Origin of the sequence: Nocardia sp. CA-129566 (genome assembly GCF_050956075.1) — a bacterium.
Lineage (GTDB): Bacteria > Actinomycetota > Actinomycetes > Mycobacteriales > Mycobacteriaceae > Nocardia.
Map to the genome: position 1 here is coordinate 3,701,785 of NZ_CP192085.1, position 18,081 is coordinate 3,719,865.

The following is an 18,081-nucleotide window of genomic DNA, read 5'->3' on the forward strand; positions in this document are numbered from 1 at the left end:
TCCGACGGTGCCGAAGCTGCGACGCCAGCGTTTCAGTCGCGCGCCGACTGCTCGCGCAGGCGGGCAAGGGTTTTCGCGAGAATGCGCGAGACGTGCATCTGCGAGATGCCCATGCGCTGGGCGATCTGGGTCTGGGTCATCGATTCGAAGAAGCGCATGGTGAGGATGCGGCGTTCGCGTTCCGGAAGTCCGTCGAGCAGCGGACGGATCGCGACATATTCCTCCACCCGGTCGAATTGGGACTCCTCCTCGCCGAGGGTGTCGAGCAGCGATGCCTCGGTATCGCGGCCGAGTGAGGCGGCGTCGATCGAACTCGGCTGGTAGGCATTGCCCGCGATGACGGCCTGGGTCACCTCGTCGGGATCCACATCGAGCTCGGCGGCGATCTCCTTCGCGGTCGGGGAGCGGCCCAGGGTTTGCGAAAGCGAGTCGATGGCGGCGCCGATACGCAGATGCGTCTCCTTCACCCGTCTCGGCACCCGCATGGCCCAGGTGTTGTCGCGGAAGTAGCGACGCACCTCGCCCATGATGGTCGGCACCGCGAAGGACAGGAAGTTCGAGCCGCGGGAAATATCGAAACGGTCGACCGCGTGCACCAACCCGACCCGCGCCACCTGGGTGAGGTCGTCGAACGGCTCACCACGACCGCTGAATTTGCGGGCGATGTGATCGGCGAGCGGAATGCAGCGGCTGATCAGCTCGGCGCGCAGCGCGCTGTGCCGTGCGGTGCCCGGTTTGGCGGCGGCGAGCTGCTCGAACAGCGCACCGACATCGTCGTAGCCCGCGCCCGATGCCTGCAGGGTTTCGACTTCCTCTGCGGCTTCCTCGGTCAGCACGGGTTCGACATCATCGTCCTGCTCGGCATCGGACACGGTGTTCTCGTCCGCCACTACGCTTTCCCCCGGACCCGACGGAACTCCACCGTCGTCGGATATCCGGAAACGGCCACGTCGTACGGATCCTGTGTTGCCTGTACGTCATCGGTGAGGGTACGCAGCACATGCCAGCCGAAGCTGCGCTGATCCGGCAGTCCCTCGGTGGCGGCGACCCCGTTGACCCGAACGAGTAGTTCGGTGTCACCGACGGTGAACCGGCAGTGCAGGCTCGTCTCCGGCGCCGCGACCGCGATCAGCGTCGAGCACACCTCGTCGACGGCCAGCCGGATATCGGCCACCTCGTCCAGGGTGAAATCGCTGAGCAGCACCAGTGTTTCGGCGAGCCCACGCACGATCGGCAGCTGCGTCACCGACGCCGCCACCCGAATCTCCACCGGGGTGCTGTAGAGCCCCTGTTCCGCCGAAATGTTGATCACCCTATGCAGGCTACCCACTCTCGGCCGGAGCAACCCTAGGTACCGGTAAGCTCCCGCAATGTGTCCACTTCGACGTTTAAGCGCCCGACCACGCCGATGATCGCCCCATCCATCCTGTCCGCCGACTTCGCGCACCTCGCCGACGAGGCGAAAGCCGTGCACGGCGCCGATTGGTTGCACGTCGATGTGATGGACGCACACTTCGTGCCGAATCTCACCCTCGGACTTCCGGTGGTCGAAAGTCTGTTGAAGGCCACCGACATTCCGCTCGACTGCCACCTGATGATCGAAGATCCGGGCCGCTGGGCGCCGCCGTATGCGGAGGCGGGTGCGCATAATGTCACTTTCCACGCCGAGGCGACCGACGATCCGATCGCGGTGGCGCGCGATATTCGCGCGGCCGGTGCCAAGGCGGGACTTTCGGTGAAGCCGAATACGCCGATCGAGCCATATCTGGAAATCCTGCGCGATTTCGACACACTGCTGGTGATGAGCGTGGAACCCGGCTTCGGCGGACAATCGTTCATTCCGCACGTGCTGGAGAAGGCGCGGATCGTGCGTCGGCTGGTGGACGCCGGTGAACTGCGTTTGATCGTGGAGATCGACGGCGGTATCAATGCCGATACGATCGAGGCGGCCGCGGAGGCGGGTATCGATTGTTTCGTTGCGGGATCGGCGGTCTACAACACCGACGACCCGGCGGCGACCGTCGAGAAACTGCGGCAGCGGGCCGCGGCACTGCGCGCGGTCTGAAGCCCTGGCGGGCCGAATCTCCTAGCGGGCGGGCGCTTTCCGGCTGCCGAGCGCTCGCGTGGCCTCGATCACCGCGCTGAGCGGTGGCAGGGTCGTCGCGTCCTCTGGCGGCTGGATCCAGGTGCGATAGCCGGTGCGCTCATCATCCGGTGAGGGGAGCACAACCTGGCTGCCGGTGCAGGCGACGGTCGCATAGAGCCGGAACAACTCCGCTGAGACGGCCGCGCTGAGGGTGTCGGGCCGGGCCGGGCCGGTAATGAAGGTCCAGCGTCGCGCCCTCGGGTGGTGCACCACCGGCGCGGCGATCTGCGCCTGTGCCAGCTGCCGCTGTACCTGTTCACCGAGATCGGCGGGCATCGTGATGGCGCCGTAATGGGTACCGATATGAAGTAGAATGCGCCGCGACGTCGGGTCGATCGATGCGGGCATATGAAATTCTCGCCGGTACTGCACACAGCGAACTTCCAGCGTCGAATCGACAAGCGTGGTCACGCAGCACCCCCATTGGTGTCGAACTTGTTTTGACCCACGGTGCTGTTTCCTGGCTTCCTCGAGTGGTGGATTTCCTGGTCGAACTCGCCGGACCGCATCGCGGGCCCGGGGTGAACCGTTCCGCACTGAACTGCTCGGGTCGAAGTTGAACGATAGGAATCAGCTGCGTAACAATATTGCGACCGTTTTCTCGCCCGCGCAAGGTTTCGGTGTAACTGTGTCGCCAGTGGGTACAACGTCTGGTTCGACACTATGCGCGACGGATGAAATCGCGCCGCGCAGTTCCAGAAATAGGAATGAACAATTATCGTCGGCGGGTAAACGGAAATATTTTCCGCACGGCCGTACATTATTTCGGTTCGAAAGATAATTGATGCTGGTTCGATGCGTCCCGGGGTGCCCTGAGGTCCGCTTCCGGCCCGAGTTGCGAAGCCGCGGTTTCGACTGGCCGCTGGACGGAACCGCGCTGTCTTCTACGACCCGGCGTCGTTACGCTGGGCATGGACCGGTACGACGGGAATAGTCGCCGGACCCCGGCTGTTCGGCAACCGTAGAAACGACGCGACAGGGAGTCAAGGCATGTTCACAGGCATCGTCGAGGAACTCGGCGAGATCGTCGCCACCGAGGAGCTGGCCGATGCCGCTCGTTTGACGATCCGGGGCAAGCTGGTGACCTCCGATGCCGGCCACGGTGATTCGATCGCCGTCAACGGCGTCTGCCTGACCGTGGTCGACGTGGTCGACGGCGATTCGTTCACCGTCGACGTCATGCAGGAGACGTTGAACCGCTCCAGCATCGGCGGACTCGGTGCGGGTTCGCGGGTCAATCTCGAACGCGCGGCCGCATTGAATAGCAGGCTCGGCGGCCACCTGGTGCAGGGCCATGTCGACGGCACCGGCACCGTGCTGGCGCGCACGCCCTCGGAGAACTGGGAGGTCGTGCGGATCTCGCTGCCGGACGCGATCGCTCGATATGTAGTGGAGAAGGGCTCGATCACCGTCGACGGCATCTCGCTGACCGTCTCGGGTCTCGGCATCGCCGACGCCCCCGCCGCCGACGGCAATCGCGACTGGTTCGAGGTCTCGCTGATCCCGACCACCCTGTCCATGACGAACCTCGGCACCGCCGCCGTCGGTACCAAGGTGAACCTGGAGGTCGACGTCATCGCCAAGTACGTGGAGCGCCTGCAACAGCGCGGGTGAGCTGCGGGTAAACGCTGTGCTGGATCTGGCGTTCTCGCTCCGGCGACGACCACGGAGCGCGTCTTGCGAGCGGCCGCGAACACGCAGCGCCGCGCTGCAAATTCAACACAGTAGTGTAGTGAGGCACCTATTTCGAGATGGAGCACAGCAGACGTGACCAGGTTCGACAGCATCGAGCGCGCAGTCGCCGATATCGCCGCCGGTAAGGCGGTCGTCGTCGTCGACGACGAGGACCGCGAGAACGAGGGCGACCTCATCTTTGCGGCAGAAAAGGCGACCCCCGAACTGGTCGCCTTCATGATTCGCTACACCTCTGGTTATATCTGCGTGCCGCTCACGGGTGATGACTGCGATCGTCTCGGCCTGCCGCCGATGTACGCGCAGAACCAGGACAAGCACGGCACCGCCTACACCGTCTCGGTCGATGCCAGGGAGGGCGTCACCACCGGTATTTCCGGTGCCGACCGCGCCACCACCATGCGACTGCTCGCCGACCCGAATGCCAAGGCCGACGATCTGACCCGGCCCGGTCACGTTGTGCCATTGCGCGCCAAGGACGGTGGCGTGCTGCGCCGTCCCGGCCATACCGAGGCCGCGGTCGATCTGGCTCGGATGGCCGGACTGCAGCCCGCGGGTGTCATCTGCGAGATCGTCAGCCAGAAGGATGAGGGCCATATGGCCCGCACCGAGGAGCTGCGCGTCTTCGCCGACGAGCACAACCTGGCCCTGATCTCCATCGCCGAGATGATCGCCTGGCGGCGCAAGCACGAGAAGCAGGTCATCCGGGTCGCCGAGGCCAGGATCCCCACGGCGCACGGCGAATTCAAGGCCGTCGGCTATCAGAGCATCTACGACGATGTCGAACATGTCGCCCTGGTGCGCGGTGATATCGAAGACGGCGACGATGTGCTGGTCCGGGTGCACTCGGAATGCCTCACCGGCGATGTCTTCGGCTCGCTGCGCTGCGACTGCGGTCCGCAGCTGGACGCCGCGCTGGAGATGGTGGCCCAGGAGGATCGCGGCGTGGTGCTCTATATGCGTGGGCACGAGGGTCGCGGCATCGGGCTGATGCACAAGTTGCAGGCCTACCAGCTGCAGGATTCCGGCCACGACACCGTCGACGCGAATCTGGAGCTCGGCCTGCCCGCCGACGCTCGCGACTACGGCACCGGCGCGCAGATTCTGGTGGATCTGGGCATCCGGTCCATGCGCCTGCTCACCAATAATCCGGCCAAGCGGGTCGGACTCGACGGCTACGGGCTCAAGATCACCGAGCGGGTGCCGATGCCGTTGCGCGCCAATGCCGAGAACCTGCGGTACCTGCGCACCAAGCGGGACCGGATGGGCCACGACCTGATCGGGCTGGATGAGCTCGACCTGGGCGAGACGGCGCAGTGATCACCTATCTCGAGTATTCGCACCCTGACACAGCCTGGAAAGGCGGTATTCGATGAGCGGCACCGGCGTACCCAGCTTCGAGCTGTCGGATGCCAAGGACCTCAAGCTCGGCATCGTCGCCTCGCGCTGGCACACCCAGATCTGCGACACCCTGGTCGCGAACGCGGAGAAGGTGGCCAAGGACGCGGGCGTCGAGCACATCACCGTGGTGCGGTGCGCGGGCGCGATGGAATTGCCGGTGGTGGCCCAGGAATTGGCCCGCTCACATGACGCGGTGGTCGCGCTCGGCGTGGTGATCCGCGGTGGCACACCGCATTTCGAATACGTCTGTGACGCGGTGACCGCCGGTCTGACCCGGGTGTCGCTGGATGCGGGCACGCCGGTCGCGAATGGTGTGCTCACCACCAATAACGAGCAGGAGGCGCTGGACCGAGCCGGATTGCCCGGTTCCGCCGAGAACAAGGGCGAACAGGCCGCCGCGGCAGCGCTCGACGCCGCGTTGACGCTGCGCGCGCTGCGGCCCTAGGCCATGCCGGTCGTGCGCATTTGGCGTAGGCGCCCCGGCGACGGGGCGGGTTCGGCTGCCGCATCGGGACAAGGCGATTGGGAGCTCGAGGTGCGGCCCCATCGCGCGGTACGGACTGCATGGATCGTGGCGGTGCTGCTCGTGGCCGGTTTCACGGCGGGCGGCATCTGGTTGCGCCACGGTTCGACGGGCGTGAACTTCCGGTTCGCGGACCAGCTCGCCATGATCGGCATCGGCGTCCTCGGCGCCGCGGCGGTCCTGCTGTTGACCCGGCCGCGGGTGCGTGTCGGCAAACGCGGAGTCTCGGTGCGCAATATCCTGGGCGACACCGAATTCCCCTGGCAGTACATCCGCGGGGTCTCTTTCCCGGACCGAAAGTCCTGGGCCCGTCTCGAACTCGTCGACGACGATTACGTCCCACTGATGGCGATCCGCTCCAACGATAAGGAACGCGCGGCCGAAGCCCTCGACAAACTGCGGGAGCTGGGCGCGAAATACACTGCCGCACAGGAGTGAGCGCTGCTCCATCCGATGGTGTGGTATCGGATGGAGCAGCCGCACGTCAGCGGGTGTCGCCGAGGACCGCGCCTTCGCGCCTCGGGTCGGCGCCGCCGATCCAGCCGTCGGACCCGTCGCGCTGCAGTGCGCTGAGGCCGCTGGATTGGGGTGCGACCGAGACCTGATGGCCCAGTTCGCGCAGGCGTAGCACCAGCGGGTCGTGATCGCCGTTATCGGCGGCGTCGATGGCGGGATGTTCGCCGCCGACGCCGGTCGCCGGACTGTTTCCGGCGCCGAAGGCGACGCCGGAGACGGCCTGCTGCGGGTCCAGGCCCCAATCCAGCACGCCGATCAGGGCTTTCACGACGAACTGGATGATCACCGAGCCGCCGGGGGATCCGACGACCTGGGTCAGATCGCCACGGGAGCCGTCGGCATTGTGGTCGAACACCAGGGTCGGGCTCATCGAGCTGCGCGGCCGCTTACCCGGCTGCACGCGGTTGGCGACGGGGGCGCCATCGGTGCCGAGCGGGTCGGCGGAGAAGTCGGTGAGCTGGTTGTTCAGCACGAATCCGTCGACGAGATGGAATGATCCGAAGGCCGATTCGACCGTGGTGGTCATCGAGGCGGCATTGCCGTACTTGTCGACGATCGAAATATGGCTGGTGCCGTGCTCGGGCGGCTGTGGGCCGACACCGAGCGGAACCGGGCCGAAATCGCCGGGTTGGGCGGTGCCCATGCTGTGGTTGGGGTCGATGCGTCCCGCACGCTGCCTGAGATAGTCCTTATTGATCAGGGTCTGCGGCGAATTGCCCGGCAGCGGAATGAAATCCGTATCGGCGACGTACTTGTTGCGGTCGGCGTAGGCCAGCCGCTCGGCCTCGGAGATGAGGTGCACCGAATCGGCCTTCGGCTTGCCGCCGTTGCGATCGATATTGTCCGGGCGCAGTGCCGCGAGGTCGTAGTTCTCCAGGATGCCGAGAGTGGCGGCGACGGTAATGCCGCCCGAGGACGGACTCGGCATACCGCAGATCTCGTGCGTGCGATAGCTGGTGCACAGGGCGGTCCGCTTCTTGGCCTGATATCCGGCGAGGTCGTCGACGGTCATCAGGCTGGGCGTGCGCCCGCCCGCGGCGGAGTCGGCCGCGTCGACGATGTCATGGGCGATTGCGCCGGTGTAGAAGGCGTTCGCACCGTCGCTGGCGATGGCATTGAGGGTCTTGGACATCGCCGGATTGGCCAGGACCGTATCGGCCCGCTTGGGTGTGCCGTCCGGATTGAGGAAGTACGCCTTCGCGGCCTCGTCAACGGCCAGATCCTTGGCCGATTCGGCGATCTGGCCCGCCAGGCGCGGACTGATCGGGAAGCCCTGATCGGCGAGGCCGATGGCCGGGGTGAACAGGTCTCGCCATGTGGTCTTGCCGTGGTCGTGATGCGCCATTTCCAGCATGCGCACGACGCCGGGCACGCCGATCGAGCGCCCGCTCGCCCGCGCATTCGGCTTGGGCTCGGTGCGATCGGTATCGCTGACCCAGCGCAGGTAGTTCTCGGTCGCGGCGGCGGGTGCGACCTCCCGGCCGTCGTAGGCCTCCACGCTCTTGCTCGCCGCATCGTAATAGAGCAGGAACGCGCCGCCGCCGAGGCCGGAGGCCTGCGGTTCCACCAACCCGAGCACCGTCTGCGCCGAGATGAGCGCATCCGCGGCGGTACCGCCATTGCCCAGCACCTCGCAGGCGGCCTTGGTGGCGAGCGGATTGGCCGTCGAGACCGCATAGGTCTTGGTGCGCACCGCCGTCATCCCGGATCGGTAGCCGGTCGCGATCTCGGGATTGGTGCTCAGATCCTTGGTTGCGCCGGGCGCCGCACCCGCCGAGGTCGCGACCACCGGGGTGCCGTTAGGCGTTGCCGTACACGCCGCATTCGCCGGTTTGTCCTCGGCCGAACATCCGCTGACAACACCGACGATGAGCGTGAGCGCCGCCGCGGCGCTGACCCAGGTTCCTCGCGTGCGACTCATGGACGGCACTGTATCGCCGATCGCCGACCCTCGCGGGAATTCCGGCGCTGTCGGCTCCCAGCCGTGGTAAGTCCGCTGCACAGGTGTCGAAAATGCTTCGCGGACAAGCATTCTCCGCAGGTGCTCGCTCGAGCGAAGTCCCGCCGATGAGCACGCTCGGTACGCTGGATCGAGTGGCGATCGAGGCAGTGCTGTTCGACTTCTCCGGCACACTGTTCCGGCTGGAGCCCGACGAGACCTGGGACGGCATGGTCGGACTCGATGGCGAGCCCCTGGACCAAGTCACGATCCTGGAACGGATGACCAGGCCGGTCGGTGCTGGCGCACGGTTCGACGCCGCGGGCCGGATCGCGTGGGAGCGGCGGGATCTGGATCCGGCGATGCATCGCACGGCCTACTTCGAGGTGCTGCGGCAAGCCGGGGTGCCGACGCCGACGCTGATCGAGCGCTTCTACGACCGGGTGCTCGACCCGATGTCCTGGACGCCGTATCCCGATACTGGTGCCGTTCTCAAAACCCTGGCGGCACAAGATATCCCGGTCGCGGTGGTGAGCAATATCGCCTTCGATATCCGTCCGGCGTTCGCCGCCAACGGCTGGGATCGGCTCATCGCGGCGCATACGCTGTCGTTCGAGGTCGGCGCGGTGAAGCCGGATCCGCGAATCTTCCTGGCCGCGTTGGATCAGCTCGGCGTGCGCCCCGAGTCGGCGCTGATGGTCGGCGACAGCGCGGAGGCCGATGGTGGTGCCGTGGCCGCGGGCTGCGCTTTCGCGCTGGTCGATCCCGTGCCGACGGCGGATCGTGCCGAAGGGCTGCTCGACGTCTTGCGGCAGTACGAACTGACCTAGCATTTGCTCTGTGACCTATGACACACTCTACTGGTCTGGAATGTCGATGCGCCCACGCTGAATTAGCTTGCTGTGAGGCCGAACACATCGCGGGTGTGCAGGCTCGACGGGAGTGGCCATGGATGCTGAGGCGTATTTCGAATCATCGGCCGTGCGAACCACGCGACCGATGGGCCCGCCCGAAGCGGTTCGGGAGGCCAGAGAGGCGGTGTCGGGACTCGCGGGCTTCGGCCTCGCCTATCCGATCGTCATGGGCCTGATCGCCACGGATGAGGCGGCCGGATCCGCGGCCCTGCAATTCGGTTGCAGTTGGCTGCTCGCCATCACCGTCTACTGTTTCGGTCGTGGGCCGCTGGTGCGTCGGGTCGCGATCGGGCTGGCGGTTCTGCAGGCCGTCGCGGTGCTGCGGGTGCATGTCGAGGCCGTCCCGGAGTTGGCGGAGCTGGTCGTCATTCTCTTCACGCTGGGCGCGTCGGCGACGATCGTCCATCAGCTGTGGCAGCCGGAAGCCAAGGCCTGGTTCGATATTCGGGTCACCGACGCCGAGGGCTGACCACATCGAATCAGACCGGTTGTGCGGAAACCTCGGCTGTCGCATCGGCCGATGCGTTCTCGGCCGCGGATCGCGCATAGCGCTGCGCGAGAACCGTGCAGGTCAATAGCTGGATCTGGTGAAAGATCATGAGCGGCAATACGATCAGGCCGACCGGATGTCCCGCGAACAGGACCGAGGCCATGGGCAGGCCGGTGGCCAGGCTCTTCTTCGAGCCGCAGAACACGACAACGATCTGGTCCGGACGGGAGAAGCCGAGGAAGCGGCTGCCGAACGTGGTCATCGTCAGGACCACGGTGAGGATGGCGGCACACACCGCGATAGTCGCCAGCAGCGCCCGCGGCGAAATACCGCTCCAGCTGTGTTCGACCATCCCCGCGCTGAAGGCGGCATAGACGACGAGATACACCGAACCGCGATCGATCGCCCTGGTCAGTGCGGCATGCCGCAGCAGCCGGGCCATCCTGGACCGCAGCAGCTGACCCACCAGAAACGGCAGCAGCAGCTGAACCACGATCGCGAGAATCGCGGCGGGGGTGACAGTGGCATTGCCGGTGGTGTCCATCAGCAGCATCACCAGCAGCGGCGTCGCGAAGACGCCGATCAGATTCGACAGCGACGCACTGACCACCGCACCGGCGACATTGCCGCGGGCAATAGAGGTGAAGGCGATCGATGACTGCACGGTCGAGGGCACCAGGCAGAGGAACAGCACGCCGGTGTAGAGGTCATCGGTCAGCACCGACGGCGCAAGGAAGCGCAGTGCCAGACCGATCAGCGGGAAGATCAGATAGGTCACGGCCAAAACCGACGAGTGCAGCCGCCAATGCCGCAACCCGGCCAGCGCGTCGCGGGGCGCGAGCCGAGCGCCGTAGAGGAAGAAGAGCAGGCCGATCGCGATCTTGGTGATCCAGTCCAGCGCATCGGCCGAGGCATCGCGCGCAGGCAGGAATATCGCCACCACCAGGCTGACCAGAATGCCGAGCATGAACGCGTCGATCCGTAGTTTGGCGAAGAACCTCACCTGTCGACGGTATGACGCTCGCGACTGATCGCGACAGGCGTTGGGTTCGATATCTGTAAACGCGATCGGTGATAATTAGCGGTGTGTTCGAACCCGAACTGCTGCGGACCTTCCTCGCCGTCGAACGTGCGGGTGGTTTCACCGCGGCCGGTCGCATCCTGGGCCTGCGTCAGTCCACCGTCAGCGGCCATATCGCCCGCTTGGAGAAGGCGGCCGGACGCGAACTACTCCGCCGCGACACCCGCAACCTCGCCCTGACCGCCGACGGCGCGGCCATGGTCGGCTTCGCCCGCACCATCCTCGATGCCCAGAGCCAGGCCGAGCGTTACTTCTCCGACTCGACCCTCACCGGCCTGATCCGCCTCGGCGCCTCCGATGACGTGATGGCCCGCGAGCTGCCCGACGTATTGTTCGAATTCCAGCGCACCCATCCCGGCATCGATCTGGAGCTGACCGTCGGCCTGAGCGAAAACCTCAAAACCCGGATGGAGACCGGCGAACTCGACCTCGTCGTCGGCAAGCGGCTGCCGGGTGAACGCCACGGCGAACTGCTCTGGCGCGACCGCCTGGTGTGGGCGGGCCGTTCGGCCGCAATGGAATTCGACGATCCGGTGCCGCTGGTCACCTATCCGCCGCCCAGCCTCACCCGCCGCGTCGCGCTGCGGGCCCTCGAACGTGACGCCCGCACCTGGCGGGTGACCTGCACCAGCGACAGCCAACTCGGCCTGCGCGCCGCCGTCCTCGCCGGTCTCGGCGTCATCGTGCACGCCGGAACGCTGCTACCGGACGGCCTCGTCGTCCTGCCCGCGCACCGTCTGCCGGATCTCGGCGAACTCGAATTCGTCCTGATGCGCCGTCACGCCCGTCCGTCACCGCCGCAGCAGGCGCTGTGCGACGCCATTACCGCCAGTGCGCGTCGCTTCGCCTGAGCCGAGCCACGGCGACCGGCGCACCCGTGTGGATGTGTCGGGGGCGGTCGATAGGCTTGGATTCGTGGCAGATCCCGCGACCTACCGGCCGAAGCCGGGCACGATTCCCGTTGAACCCGGTGTCTACAAATTCCGGGACGCACACGGGCGTGTGATCTATGTCGGCAAGGCGAAGAGCCTGCGGAGCAGGCTGAATTCGTACTTCGCCGATGTGGCTTCGCTGCATCCGCGTACCAGGCAGATGGTCACGACGGCGGCGAGTGTCGAGTGGACCGTGGTCTCCACCGAGGTGGAAGCCCTTCAGCTGGAATACAACTGGATCAAGGAGTTCGATCCGCGATTCAATGTGCGCTATCGCGACGACAAGTCGTACCCGGTGCTCGCGGTCACCCTGAACGAGGAGTACCCGCGGCTGTTCGTCTATCGCGGTGCACGCAAGAAGGGGGTGCGCTACTTCGGGCCCTACGCGCACGCCTGGGCCATTCGGGAGACCCTGGATCTGCTGCTGCGGGTATTCCCCGCGCGCACCTGTTCCAATGGAGTCTTCAAGCGGCACAACCAGATCGGACGTCCGTGCCTGCTCGGCTATATCGACAAATGCTCGGCCCCGTGTATCGGGCGGGTCGATGCCGATGAGCATCGGCGGATCGTCGAGGACTTCTGCGACTTCCTGGCCGGGCGCACCGATCGCATGGTGCGCGACCTGGAGCGCCGGATGCACGACGCTGCCGAGGAGTTGGATTTCGAGACCGCCGCCCGGTTGCGCGACGATGTCCAGGCGCTGCGGCGGGCACTGGAGAAGCAGGCCGTTGTGCTCGGGACCGGCACCGACGCCGATGTGATCGCCTTCGCCACCGACGAGTTGGAGGTGGCGGTACAGGTCTTCCACGTCCGCGACGGCCGGGTGCGCGGCCAGCGCGGCTGGGTGGTGGACAAATCCGGCGACGCCATCGACGGCCAGGCGGCCGGTGGCGAGGTCGCCGCGCTGGTCGAGCAGTTCCTGACCCAGTTCTACGGCGAGCAGGTGGCGCAGGCCGAACAAGGGGGCGACGAACAACCGGCCACGGTGGTGCCGCGCGAGGTGCTGGTGCCGGAACTGCCCGCCGACGCCGAACAGGTTCAGGAGTGGCTGAGCACACTGCGCGGGTCGGCGGTGCGGCTGCGGGTACCGCAGCGCGGTGACAAGAAGGCACTCGCCGAAACCGTGCAGCGCAATGCGATGGAGGCGCTGGCCCAGCACAAGCTCAAGCGCGCGGGCGATCTGACATCGAGATCCGCTGCACTGCAAGACATTCAAGATGCCCTCGATCTGGACAGCGCACCGCTACGAATCGAATGTGTGGATATCAGCCACGTGCAGGGCACCGATGTGGTGGCCTCGCTGGTGGTGTTCGAGGACGGCCTGCCGCGCAAGTCCGAGTATCGCCACTACGCGATCAAGGAGGCCGCGGGCGAAGGCCGCTCCGACGATGTCGGCAGCATCGCGGAGGTGACCAGGCGGCGGTTCTACCGATTGCGCCGCGAACGCGACGAGGTCGTGGCCGAGGACGTCGCGGCCGAAGAGATCGGCTCCGGCGACGAGGACCTCGAAGTCACCTCCCGCCCCGGCATCGACCCGCGCACCGGCCGCCCACGGAAGTTCGCCTACCCGCCGAACCTCTATGTTGTGGACGGCGGCGCACCCCAGGTCGCGGCTGCCGCGGAGGTCCTCGACGAACTCGGCATCACCGATGTCGCGGTGATCGGCCTGGCCAAACGACTCGAGGAGGTGTGGGTGCCGGGGGAGAGCGATCCGGTGATCATGCCGCGTAATAGCGAGTCGCTATATCTATTGCAACGGGTGCGCGATGAGGCGCACCGCTTCGCCATCACCTTCCATCGCAGCAAACGCTCCCGAAGGATGACCGCGTCCGCACTGGACTCGGTGCGCGGACTCGGCGAGTCCCGCCGGACCGCGCTTGTCACCCACTTCGGGTCGGTGGCCAAACTGAAGGAGGCCACGGTCGAGCAGATCACCGAGGTGCCCGGCATCGGTGTGGCCACCGCGAAGGCCGTTTTGGCCGCGTTGCGGGAGGAATAAGACACCTACGTTGTGTGTCTGCGCCCGATACCGGAACCGGTGCGGGATGATCGACAGGCACCCTGACACAGATCCGGTAGGACATGACACGCGTCGAATCGAACAACAGTGCGGGCAGCCCGCGGTCGACCGCTGGGCGGACCGGCCCCGCGGGCTCCCTCGGCGCACCTGTCGAACGTGGCGACGGCAATCCGCCCCAGCCGCAGGTCGAAGTGGTGATCGTGACCGGCCTATCCGGCGCGGGCCGCGGCACCGCGGCCCGCGTGCTCGAGGATCTCGGCTGGTATGTCACCGATAACCTGCCGCCGGAGCTGATCGGGCGGATGGTCGAGCTGGGCGCCTCCGCCGAACCGCCGATCCGCAGGCTCGCCCTGGTCATGGACGTGCGAAGTCGATTCTTCACCGGCGATCTCTCGGCCGTCACCGAGCAGCTGCGATCCTCGGGGGTGCGCACCAGGATCCTGTTCCTGGAAGCCTCCGATGACGTGCTGATCCGGCGTTTCGGCTTCGCTCGCCGCCGTCATCCGCTGCAGAGCGAGAGCGCCGACGGTACGCTCTCGGCGGGCATCGCTGCCGAACGGATTCGCCTCTCCGCCGTAAAAACGGCGGCCGACCTGGTCATCGACACCACGGAGCTGTCGATCCATCAGTTGCACCGCAAGTTGGAGGAGGCCTATGGCGGCGGCGCGCCCACCGCGCTGCAGTTGACGGTGCAGTCGTTCGGATTCAAGTACGGGGTTCCACTCGATGCGGACATGGTGTTGGATGTGCGTTTTCTACCCAATCCGCATTGGATACCGGAACTCCGCGAACATTCGGGACAGGAGACCGTGGTCAGCGAGTATGTATTGTCGCGTCCCGGCGCGGCCGATTACTTGAGCACTTGCCACCACCTGGTCGACCTGACGACGAATGGTTACCGCCAAGAGGGGAAGCGATACATGACGGTGGCAGTGGGCTGCACCGGAGGCAAACACCGCAGCGTGGCGATAGCCGAAGCGCTCGGCGAACTCATCGGATCACAGACCGCCGAATCCGGTCCCGCCGACGTCGTGCGGGTCGTGCATCGGGATCTGGGGCGCGAATGACGGGGTGGGAATCGGATCCCGCCATTGTTGCGCTCGGTGGCGGGCACGGCCTGTACGCGACGCTCACCGCGGTGCGACGGCTTACGAGGAAGATCTGCGCCGTGGTCACCGTCGCCGACGATGGCGGTTCCTCGGGCAGGCTACGGTCCGAACTCGGTGTGCCACCGCCCGGTGATCTGCGCATGGCCCTGGCGGCGCTGGCCGCGGACGGCGAGGACGTCTGGACCCGCACCGTGCAGCATCGCTTCGGCGGTACCGGTGCGCTGGCCGGGCATTCGGTCGGCAATCTGATCCTCGCGGGTCTGACCGAGGTGCTCGGCGATCCCGTCGCCGCGCTCGACGAGGTCGCCAAGCTGTTGCGAATCACCGGTCGCGTGCTGCCCATGTCGCCCATCGCACTGGATATCGAGGCGGATGTGTCTGGGCTGGAAGCGGATCCGCGCGTGAGCCGATGCATTCGCGGCCAGGTTGCCATCGCGACCACACCGGGTAAGGTGCGGCGCGTGCGGCTGATTCCGTCCGATCCGCCCGCCAGCCCGGAGGCGACCTGGGCCATCGAACACGCCGACGTCGTTGTGCTCGGCCCGGGTTCCTGGTTTACCAGTGTGATTCCGCATGTGCTCGTGCCCGAATTGCGTGACGCACTGGTCTATACCAGGGCGCGCAAGGTGCTGGTGTTGAATCTCGCCGCTGAGCCCGGAGAAACGGCGGGTTTCTCCGCGGAGCGCCATCTGCATGTATTGTCCCAGCACGCACCGGAATTCGTGGTCGACGAGGTACTGGTCGATTCCGGGTCGGTGCCGGAAGGTCGCGAAAGAGAACATGTGGCCAGGGCTGCCGAACAATTGCGGGCACGAGTAACCTTTTCCGATGTCGCCGAAGCGGGCACCGACCGGCATCACCCCGGAAAGCTTGCCGCCGCACTGGATCAGCTGATCCGGCAACCTCGGCCACATATGGCAGGGCTTCGAGTCGAGGGACGGCACATGGGTCAGGATGTGCGTTCCGGGTTGGGTGGAAAGGAGCGCGTCTCGTGGCGATGACAGCCGAAGTGAAGGACGAGCTGAGCAGGCTCACGGTCTCGCAGGTGAGTTCTCGCAAGGCGGAACTGTCTGCGCTGCTGCGGTTTGCGGGCGGCCTGCACATCGTCGGCGGGCGGGTGATCGTCGAGGCCGAGGTGGATATGGGCTCCATCGCGCGCCGACTGCGCCGGGAGATCTTCGAGTTATACGGCTACGGCTCCGATGTGCACGTGCTCGGCGCGGGCGGCCTGCGCAAGACCTCGCGGTATGTGGTGCGGGTGTCCAAGGAGGGTGAGGCGCTGGCCAGACAGACCGGTCTGCTCGATGTGCGCGGCCGTCCGGTGCGCGGACTGCCGGCGCAGGTCGTCGGCGGCAGTATCGGCGATGCCGAAGCGGCTTGGCGCGGAGCGTTTCTCGCACACGGCTCGCTCACCGAACCGGGTCGCTCATCGGCACTCGAGGTCAGCTGCCCCGGTCCGGAGGCGGCGCTCGCGCTCGTCGGCGCGGCTCGTCGGCTCGGCATCACCGCCAAGGCGCGTGAGGTGCGCGGCACCGATCGGGTCGTAGTGCGCGACGGCGAGGCGATCGGCGCACTGCTGACCCGCATGGGTGCGCAGGACACCCGGATCGTCTGGGAGGAGCGCCGGCTGCGCCGCGAGGTGCGGGCCACCGCGAACCGCCTCGCCAATTTCGACGATGCGAATCTGCGCCGCTCGGCCCGCGCCGCGGTCGCCGCGGCGGCGAGAGTCGAACGCGCACTGGAGATCCTGGGCGATGAGGTGCCCGACCATTTGGCCGCGGCGGGCAAACTGCGAGTGCAGCACCGCCAGGCGTCGCTGGAGGAGTTGGGCCAGCTCGCCGATCCACCGATGACGAAAGACGCTGTGGCAGGCCGGATTCGGCGATTGTTGTCGATGGCCGACCGCCGCGCCAAGGAACTGGGGGTGCCGGATACCGAATCGGCCGTCACCGCCGAACTGCTCGACGAAGCGTGAGCCGAATCGCCGCCCAGCGGGGCGGCGATTCGTTCTTCCCCCCGGCCGGGCTGTCCACCCGGCTGAACGTTTCCGAAGTTCGGCGCGATGGCGGGTATCGGGACCCGCTAGGGCGTATGTGGCCGGGGTGAGCACCGGATTCCATGGTGAGCCGAAACAAGAGCACCGACCGCGGATTTGTGCCCCGAAACCATGCGCGCCGACGTCTGCGCAGGTCCCGCGTACTCAGGAATGCCAGGTGCGTGTCGGAGAGATTACGGTCGGGCACTACTGTGGTTGTGGCATCGGAATGAATCCGCTTGAAAGCTGAGGAGCGATAACGTGACTGTCCGGGTAGGCATCAACGGCTTCGGTCGTATCGGACGTAACTTCTTCCGGGCGGTGGAGGCGCAGAAGGCGCTCGGCACCACCGACATCGAGATCGTCGCGGTCAACGACCTCACCGACAACGCGACGCTGGCCACTCTGCTCAAGTACGACTCGATCCTGGGCCGCTTGCCGCAGGACGTATCACTGGACGGCGACGACACCATCGTGGTCGGCGACCAGCGGATCAAGGCGCTGGCCATCAAGGAGGGCCCGTCCGCCCTGCCGTGGGGCGACCTCGGCGTCGACGTAGTCGTCGAATCCACCGGCATCTTCACCGACGCGACCAAGGCGAAGGGCCACATCGCCGCGGGCGCCAAGAAGGTCGTCATCTCCGCGCCCGCCAAGGGTGAGGACCTGACCGTCGTCATGGGCGTCAACGACGACAAGTACGACGGCAGCCAGAACATCATCTCCAACGCGTCCTGCACCACCAACTGCCTCGGCCCGCTGGCGAAGGTGCTCAACGACAGCTTCGGCATCGAGCGTGGTCTGATGACCACCATCCACGCTTACACCCAGGACCAGAACCTGCAGGACGGCCCGCACAGCGACCTGCGCCGCGCCCGCGCCGCCGCGCTGAACATCGTGCCCACCGGCACCGGCGCCGCGAAGGCCATCGGCCTGGTGCTCCCGGAGCTCAACGGCAAGCTCGACGGCTACGCGCTGCGCGTCCCGGTCCCGACGGGCTCGGTCACCGACCTCACCGTGACCCTGAGCAAGTCGGCCTCGATCGCCGACATCAACGCCGCCTACAAGGCCGCCGCCGAAGGTGCGCTGAAGGGCATTCTGAAGTACAACGTGGACCCGATCGTCTCCAGCGACATCGTCACCGACCCGCACTCGTGCATCTACGACGCGCCGCTGATCAAGACCATCGATGACCAGGTGAAGGTCGTCGGCTGGTACGACAACGAGTGGGGCTACTCCAACCGCCTCGCCGACCTCATCGGCCTCGTCGGCAAGTCGCTCTGACG

At 66.4% G+C, this 18,081-nt stretch carries 18 protein-coding genes; 13 read left to right on the top strand and 5 right to left on the bottom strand.

The window, feature by feature from the left end:
• Positions 1 to 32: 32 nt before the first annotated feature.
• Both ACQP0C_RS16030 and ACQP0C_RS16035 read right to left on the bottom strand, forming a co-directional pair.
• A complete protein-coding gene (locus tag ACQP0C_RS16030) occupies positions 33 to 890 on the bottom strand; it encodes an RNA polymerase sigma factor SigF (RefSeq protein WP_433733679.1) in 858 nt (285 codons plus the stop codon).
• The gene (locus ACQP0C_RS16035; protein ID WP_433733680.1) at positions 890 to 1,312 is read right to left on the bottom strand and encodes an ATP-binding protein; all 423 of its coding nucleotides are present in this window, start codon (positions 1,310 to 1,312) and stop codon (positions 890 to 892) included. The genes ACQP0C_RS16030 and ACQP0C_RS16035 overlap by 1 nt, the downstream gene beginning before the upstream one ends.
• 96 nt (positions 1,313 to 1,408) lie before the next feature.
• Between ACQP0C_RS16035 and rpe the strand changes: the two genes are divergently transcribed.
• Positions 1,409 to 2,065, top strand: a complete 657-nt coding sequence (gene rpe, locus ACQP0C_RS16040) for a ribulose-phosphate 3-epimerase (protein ID WP_433734568.1) — start codon at positions 1,409 to 1,411, stop codon at positions 2,063 to 2,065.
• Between the two features lie 21 nt (positions 2,066 to 2,086).
• Here the strand turns inward: rpe and ACQP0C_RS16045 are convergent, their stop codons facing one another.
• The gene (locus tag ACQP0C_RS16045; RefSeq protein ID WP_433733681.1) at positions 2,087 to 2,557 is read right to left on the bottom strand and encodes a hypothetical protein; all 471 of its coding nucleotides are present in this window, start codon (positions 2,555 to 2,557) and stop codon (positions 2,087 to 2,089) included.
• A 579-nt stretch (positions 2,558 to 3,136) separates the two neighbouring features.
• Here ACQP0C_RS16045 and ACQP0C_RS16050 point away from each other — a divergent pair.
• The 4 genes from ACQP0C_RS16050 (at position 3,137) to ACQP0C_RS16065 (ending at position 6,200) form a co-directional block, all read left to right on the top strand.
• On the top strand, positions 3,137 to 3,760 hold the full coding sequence (locus ACQP0C_RS16050; RefSeq protein WP_433733682.1) for a riboflavin synthase: 624 nt from the start codon (positions 3,137 to 3,139) through the stop codon (positions 3,758 to 3,760).
• Positions 3,761 to 3,913: 153 nt separating this feature from the next.
• Positions 3,914 to 5,158, top strand: coding sequence for a bifunctional 3,4-dihydroxy-2-butanone-4-phosphate synthase/GTP cyclohydrolase II (locus ACQP0C_RS16055; protein ID WP_433684370.1), 1,245 nt, complete (start codon positions 3,914 to 3,916; stop codon positions 5,156 to 5,158).
• Between the two features lie 52 nt (positions 5,159 to 5,210).
• Entirely contained in the window at positions 5,211 to 5,684 is a 474-nt protein-coding gene (gene ribH, locus ACQP0C_RS16060) for a 6,7-dimethyl-8-ribityllumazine synthase (RefSeq protein ID WP_354960190.1), read from the top strand.
• 126 nt (positions 5,685 to 5,810) lie between these two features.
• On the top strand, positions 5,811 to 6,200 hold the full coding sequence (locus ACQP0C_RS16065) for a PH domain-containing protein (protein WP_433733683.1): 390 nt from the start codon (positions 5,811 to 5,813) through the stop codon (positions 6,198 to 6,200).
• Between the two features lie 46 nt (positions 6,201 to 6,246).
• Here ACQP0C_RS16065 and ACQP0C_RS16070 read toward each other — a convergent pair whose 3' ends face one another.
• On the bottom strand, positions 6,247 to 8,199 hold the full coding sequence (locus ACQP0C_RS16070; protein WP_433733684.1) for a gamma-glutamyltransferase family protein: 1,953 nt from the start codon (positions 8,197 to 8,199) through the stop codon (positions 6,247 to 6,249).
• 146 nt (positions 8,200 to 8,345) lie between these two features.
• On the opposite strand from ACQP0C_RS16070, the gene ACQP0C_RS16075 reads away from it, so the two are divergent.
• A complete protein-coding gene (locus ACQP0C_RS16075; RefSeq protein WP_433733685.1) occupies positions 8,346 to 9,047 on the top strand; it encodes an HAD family hydrolase in 702 nt (233 codons plus the stop codon).
• 118 nt (positions 9,048 to 9,165) lie between these two features.
• Positions 9,166 to 9,600 (top strand): hypothetical protein, encoded by a 435-nt coding sequence (locus tag ACQP0C_RS16080; RefSeq protein ID WP_433733686.1) that lies wholly within the window; start codon positions 9,166 to 9,168, stop codon positions 9,598 to 9,600.
• A gap of 10 nt (positions 9,601 to 9,610) precedes the next feature.
• On the opposite strand, the gene ACQP0C_RS16085 is transcribed toward ACQP0C_RS16080, so the two are convergent.
• A complete protein-coding gene (locus ACQP0C_RS16085; RefSeq protein ID WP_433733687.1) occupies positions 9,611 to 10,624 on the bottom strand; it encodes a bile acid:sodium symporter family protein in 1,014 nt (337 codons plus the stop codon).
• Positions 10,625 to 10,707: 83 nt separating this feature from the next.
• On the opposite strand from ACQP0C_RS16085, the gene ACQP0C_RS16090 reads away from it, so the two are divergent.
• The 6 genes from ACQP0C_RS16090 to gap all read left to right on the top strand — a co-directional run bounded on the left by ACQP0C_RS16090 (position 10,708) and on the right by gap (position 18,079).
• Positions 10,708 to 11,553 carry a LysR family transcriptional regulator gene (locus tag ACQP0C_RS16090; protein ID WP_433733688.1) on the top strand — a complete coding sequence of 282 codons (846 nt, stop codon included), beginning with the start codon at positions 10,708 to 10,710 and terminating at the stop codon, positions 11,551 to 11,553.
• A 64-nt stretch (positions 11,554 to 11,617) separates the two neighbouring features.
• A complete protein-coding gene (gene uvrC / locus ACQP0C_RS16095) occupies positions 11,618 to 13,633 on the top strand; it encodes an excinuclease ABC subunit UvrC (protein WP_433733689.1) in 2,016 nt (671 codons plus the stop codon).
• A gap of 83 nt (positions 13,634 to 13,716) precedes the next feature.
• Positions 13,717 to 14,721: an RNase adapter RapZ gene (gene rapZ, locus ACQP0C_RS16100; protein WP_433733690.1), complete on the top strand. Its 1,005-nt coding sequence runs from the start codon at positions 13,717 to 13,719 to the stop codon at positions 14,719 to 14,721.
• Positions 14,718 to 15,764 carry a gluconeogenesis factor YvcK family protein gene (locus ACQP0C_RS16105; protein ID WP_433733691.1) on the top strand — a complete coding sequence of 349 codons (1,047 nt, stop codon included), beginning with the start codon at positions 14,718 to 14,720 and terminating at the stop codon, positions 15,762 to 15,764. Before rapZ ends, ACQP0C_RS16105 begins: the two co-directional genes overlap by 4 nt.
• Positions 15,755 to 16,738, top strand: coding sequence for a DNA-binding protein WhiA (whiA, locus tag ACQP0C_RS16110; protein WP_040692075.1), 984 nt, complete (start codon positions 15,755 to 15,757; stop codon positions 16,736 to 16,738). The genes ACQP0C_RS16105 and whiA overlap by 10 nt, the downstream gene beginning before the upstream one ends.
• A gap of 321 nt (positions 16,739 to 17,059) precedes the next feature.
• A complete protein-coding gene (gene gap, locus ACQP0C_RS16115; RefSeq protein ID WP_433733692.1) occupies positions 17,060 to 18,079 on the top strand; it encodes a type I glyceraldehyde-3-phosphate dehydrogenase in 1,020 nt (339 codons plus the stop codon).
• The last annotated feature ends 2 nt before the right edge of the window (positions 18,080 to 18,081 follow it).